Source organism: Streptomyces hainanensis (assembly GCF_004348415.1).
Classification (GTDB): domain Bacteria; phylum Actinomycetota; class Actinomycetes; order Streptomycetales; family Streptomycetaceae; genus Streptomyces; species Streptomyces hainanensis.
In genome coordinates this window covers 1-4,923 of the sequence record NZ_SMKI01000522.1, presented here as the reverse complement: position 1 = coordinate 4,923, position 4,923 = coordinate 1, and the positions used below count along the sequence as shown (strand labels likewise).

The window sequence follows — 4,923 nt, the reverse complement described above, 5'->3', positions numbered from 1 at the left end:
ATAAGAGACAGGCCCACCGGTTTTCGCCCCCGACCCGCCGCGGCGCTCGACCGCCGCAGCCGCAGCCGCAGCCGTCATGACTTCCTGAGCCGGGCCAGCAGCGGGGGCGAGCGGTAGGCGCCCTGTTTCCCGGTGACCCAGGCGTCGAGGTCCGGCGGGTGGAGCCGGTCGGTTCCCAGCGCGAACAGCGCGACCAACAGCGACGCGCCCACCAGCGTGATGGTCAGCGTGATCGCGGTGGCGAACTTGAAGCCGTCCTCGATGCCCTTGTCCAGGGCGAGGTGCAGCAGTACCGGCCCGACCAGGAACGCCGCCTCCGAGCGTAGCAGTTCGACCAGCGCGAAGATCGAGCCGATCGCCGGGGCGGGCACCGAGAGACCGGCCAGGAACAGCGCGGGCGTCACCCCGGCGCCGGCGCCGAAGCCGAGGAAGACCGCCGCGGCCGGCACGATCGCGGACGCGTTCCCCGGCGAGACGGTCAGCAGCAGGATCCCGCCCGCGGCCACGCTGAGCAGGCCGCCCAGCGCCATCACCGGCAGCCAGCGGGTCCGCATCAGGCGCCGGACCAGCAGCGCGGCGGCCGCGATGCCGACGACCTGCGCGGTGAGCAGCCCACCGACCCGGACCGGGCTGTACCGGGGCCCCGCGAGCAGGTACGCCTCGGTCAGCTCGATCAGCGTGGTGAACGTCGCGCCGGCGACCATGGCGGCGGCGATACCGGTGACGGGCAGCGTGTTGCTGATCGGGCGGACCGGCATCAGCGGCTCCCTCCGCCAGTACTGGCCGCCGACCAACACGACGGCCGTCAGCACCCCGACCACCAGCGGCAGCCAGAACCACACGCTGGCGAACTGGCCCCGCGTCAGCCAGGCGACGCCGAAGAAGGGCAGCGCGGTGGCGAGCACGGCGGGCGGGATGGCGTACCAGTCGAACCGCGCGCCGGGCCGCAGCGGCTCGTTGTGCTCGAACGTCAGCACGCCGATGGTGAGGCCGAGCGCGGACAGCGCGGTGACCCCGACGAACAGCAGCCGCCAGCCGCCGTAGCTCCCGATCAGGCCGCCGATCAGCGGCCCGAGGGTGACCATCCCGAACAGCCCGAGGCTGATCACGGCGGCCGTGGTCGGCAGCCGGTCGACGCCGTGCCTGGTGATCAGCGGCGGCAGCGAGACGACCAGCAGGATGCCGGTGAACACGCCGAGCATGACCAGCGCCGGCGCGAAGAGCCCGATGCCGGGCGCGATCAGGGCCAGCGCGGCGGCCACCACGAAGCCGCCCTCGCACACGAAGTACACCCAGCGCCGCGGCACCCGCAGAATGAGGTCGGCCGCCGCGACCGCGCCGAAGGCGTACCCCGCGTTGGACAGCCCGACGGCGAGCTGCAGTTCGAACGGGGTGGCCCCCAACTGCTCCATCAGGGGCTGCCGCATCAGCGACGTGGCCGTGGTGAGGACGAGGAACGGGGTCAGCGCCAGCAGGGCGAGGGCTACCGCGGCGGGGTAGCTCGATGCCCACGGCACCCGGTTCAGAAGGCGCGGCGACGAACTGCTCGACCGCATGGGCGGCTCCGGGGTGGTGGCTGGGCGGGGCGGGGACGGCGGCGCCGTGGCGCCGCCCGAACGGTCCGACCTGGCCGTTCCCGATCGTCGGCCCAGCGTACGACCGGGTGTGCCGGGCGGCCCGGCACTGACACGCCGTCCGCGCCCGGGCCGGGCCCCGGGCGCGGAGCCGGCTCAGAGTTCGACCCGGAACAGGTTGCCGGACGGGTCGACCACGGCGGTGAGCCGGAGGCCCACGCGCAGAGCGGGGTGCGACGAGCGCTTCCAGGTCGTCTCGAACGTCCGGAACCCCGGGCCGCTGATCCGCAGCCCGACGGCGAGACCGGCCGACTCCCCGTCGTCCCAGCCGGTCAGGGTGGTCACTTCCGCCGTCGCCACGATCCCGAGGGCGTCGAGCCGCCGGTTGTTCTCCCTCTCGAACCGGACGTGGCACCAGAGGCCGAAGCCCAGGGGAAGGCAGAGCACCGTGGACAGCACGCCCCCGAGCAGCAGGCCGGCACCGGCGAGGACGGTGCAGGCCAGCATGACCGGTCCGCACAGGCACAGCGCCGCGGCGGTGGAGTACAGGAGCAGGGCGCCGAACACCCCGATCCTCGACACGTGCGTCGGCTCGGGTCCGTCCGCCACCTCAGGGCCGCCGGCTCTCGGGGACGCTCCCCGCCGGTACCCCCGCCGGTACCCCCGCCGGGGCGTGCCGGCCGAGGAACCGATGCGCGTCGTACGGCACGGCGGTCGCGCTCCGCGTGAAGACCTTCCCCGGCATGGGCGCTCTCCTCGCCTCGGTCCTGCCCGGCAGGGCGCACGCTAGGCCCGCGGGGACGCCTACCGATCCCAGGTTCGTCCGCTCGCCGTCCTCCGGTCCTGGCCGGCGGGTCGGCCGGCCGCCGGGCGGGAACCGGAGGACGGTGCCCCCGTCGAGGGCCCGAGCCCCCCGGGGTGGTCCGTCACCACTCCGCGAAGGAGCCGTCGGGGTGGCGCCAGATGGGGCCGTGCCAGTACGGGTGGGCGTCGTTGGCGGCGCGGACGGCGGCCTCGTCGACCTCGATGCCGAGCCCGGGCGCGGTCGGGCGGGCGAAGTGGCCGTCGTGGAAGCGGAAGACCTCGCGGTCCACGACGTAGTCGAGCACCTCGCCGCCGGTGTTGTAGTGGATCCCGATGCTCTGCTCCTGGATCAGGAAGTTCGGCGTGGCGAACGCGATCTGCAGGCTGGCGGCCAGCGAGACCGGGCCGAGCGGGCAGTGCGGGGCGATCGGGATGTCGAAGGTCTCGGCGAGCGCGGCGATGCGGCGGACCTCCGAGATGCCGCCGGCGTGCGAGAGGTCGGGCTGGAGGACGGCCACCCCGGCCCGGACGGCCGGGAGGGCGTCGGTGCGGGAGAACAGCCGCTCGCCGGTGGCGATCGGCACCGGCGACGCGGCGACCAGGTCGCCGAGCAGGTGGGTGTACTCCGGCAGCACCGGCTCCTCGGCGAACAGCGGATTGGTGTGGGCCAGCCGGGGGAGCACCTTGCGGGCGTTGGCGGCGGTGAAGCGGCCGTGGAAGTCGACGGCGAAGTCGCGGTCGGGGCCCAGGGCTTCGCGCACCGCCTCGGCCCGGCCGACGATCCGGTCGAGGTCGGCGACGGTGGCCAGCCGGTTCATCCGGCCGCTGGCGTTCATCTTGACGGCGGTGAAGCCCGCCTCGACCTGGGCGGTGACGGCGTCCGCGATCTCGGCGGGTTCGTCGCCGCCCACCCAGCTGTAGGCCCGGACCCGGTCCCGCACCGGCCCGCCCAGGAGCACGTGGATCGGCACGCCGAGGGTCTTGCCCGCGATGTCCCACAGGGCCTGGTCGAGGCCGGCGACCGCGCTGGAGAGCACGGGGCCGCCACGGTAGAAGGACCCCTTGGTCATCAGTTGCCAGTGGTCCTCGATCCGGGACGGGTCCTTGCCGACGAGGAGTTCGGCGAGCTCGTGGACGGCGGTGCGCACGGTGGCGGCGCGTCCCTCGACCACGGGCTCGCCCCAGCCGACGACGCCGTCGTCGGTCTCGACACGGCAGAACAGCCAGCGGGGCGGCACGGCGAAGGTCTCGACGCGGGTGATCTTCACGGGCGGGTACTCCTGAAGTGCTAGGAACCGTTCTTGAGCACGCTCCAGCCGCCGTCGACCGGCAGCGAGGCGCCGGTGACGAAGGAGGCGTCTTCGGAGAGCAGGAAAGCGATGGTGGCCGCGACCTCGTCGGGGCGGCCGAGGCGGCCGGCGGCGGTCTCCCGCTCGGTGGCCCGCCGGTCCTCGTCGCCGATGCCGTCCCACAGGGGGGTGAGCACCGGCCCGGGGAGCAGCGCGTTGACCCGGACCTCGGGGCCGTAGTCGACGGCGAGTTGCCTGGCCAGGCCGGTGAGGCCGGCTTTGGCGGCGGCGTAGGCGGGGCGGCCTGGCAGGCCGAAGGAGGCGTGCACGGAGGAGACGAGGACGGCGGCGCCCCGGGTGCGGCGCAGGTCCGGCAGGCAGGCCCGGAAGCCGAGGAAGGCGCCGGTCAGGTTCACCGACAACTGCCGGTTCCAGTCGTCGAGTCCGGTGGCGTCGGCGGGCGCGACGATCGCGATGGCGGCGTTGCTCACCAGGGAGGACACCGGCCCGAAGTGCTCGCCGGCCGCCCGCACCGCCGTGGCCCAGTCGGCCTCGTCGGACACGTCGAGGCGCTGGAAGGCGGCCCGGCCGCCGGTCGCGCGGATCGACGCGGCCACCGCGGCCCCGGCCTCCCGTGCCACGTCGGTGACGACGACCCCGGCGCCCTCGGCCGCGAGGCGTCGTGCGGTGGCCTCGCCGATGCCGGAGGCGGCGCCGGTGACGAGGACGCACCGGTCGGCGAACCGATCCGTGGGGGGTGGGGGAGTGGGCACGTCGACCTCCGGTGCGGCACCTTGGTTCGACCGATATTAAATAGTAATTATCGATGGCTGCCAAGGGTGCCGACGGGTGTTCGGTGATCACGTGCACCTTCGTGCGCGGCGCGCGCGCCGGTCTTCGGGCGCCCTGGCGCGCGCCTGTGGTCGCGGAAAGGCCGGCGCGCGGGTTGTGAGATGGCCCACAGTGGCGACGGATAAGTGATCCGCGTAGATTTCATGGCCATGTCACCTCTGTGTCATGGGCGTTGTCTCTGAGTGAAGGGGACGAGAAGGACCAGGCTGCGGAGTGACGCCCCGTCGGCTACCGTCCTCGGCGCCTCATCTGTTGTTCACTCAGCGTCACCTTTACCCCTGGGCGAGTTGTTGACATGCCAAAACGCCGCTGCGTGTAATGCGGACGTCTGCTTGTCTCATGATCGTGAGTCGGGAGAGTCCATGCGGATGCCGGAGCCCGGCATGTCCCCCCATCCCCCGCAC

Annotated in this window: 4 protein-coding genes; all 4 read right to left on the bottom strand. The window is 73.4% G+C overall.

Translation table 11 applies throughout. The features are described 5' to 3' along the window. Positions 1–74: 74 nt before the first annotated feature. The 4 genes from E1283_RS31635 to E1283_RS31620 all read right to left on the bottom strand — a co-directional run bounded on the left by E1283_RS31635 (position 75) and on the right by E1283_RS31620 (position 4,440). Positions 75–1,556: an MFS transporter gene (locus E1283_RS31635; protein ID WP_132821609.1), complete on the bottom strand. Its 1,482-nt coding sequence runs from the start codon at positions 1,554–1,556 to the stop codon at positions 75–77. A 174-nt stretch (positions 1,557–1,730) separates the two neighbouring features. After that, positions 1,731–2,183, bottom strand: a complete 453-nt coding sequence (locus tag E1283_RS31630; RefSeq protein ID WP_132821608.1) for a hypothetical protein — start codon at positions 2,181–2,183, stop codon at positions 1,731–1,733. A 317-nt stretch (positions 2,184–2,500) separates the two neighbouring features. Next, entirely contained in the window at positions 2,501–3,646 is a 1,146-nt protein-coding gene (dgoD, locus tag E1283_RS31625; RefSeq protein WP_132821607.1) for a galactonate dehydratase, read from the bottom strand. Between the two features lie 20 nt (positions 3,647–3,666). Further along, a complete protein-coding gene (locus E1283_RS31620; RefSeq protein WP_132821606.1) occupies positions 3,667–4,440 on the bottom strand; it encodes an SDR family NAD(P)-dependent oxidoreductase in 774 nt (257 codons plus the stop codon). Positions 4,441–4,923 lie beyond the last annotated feature (483 nt).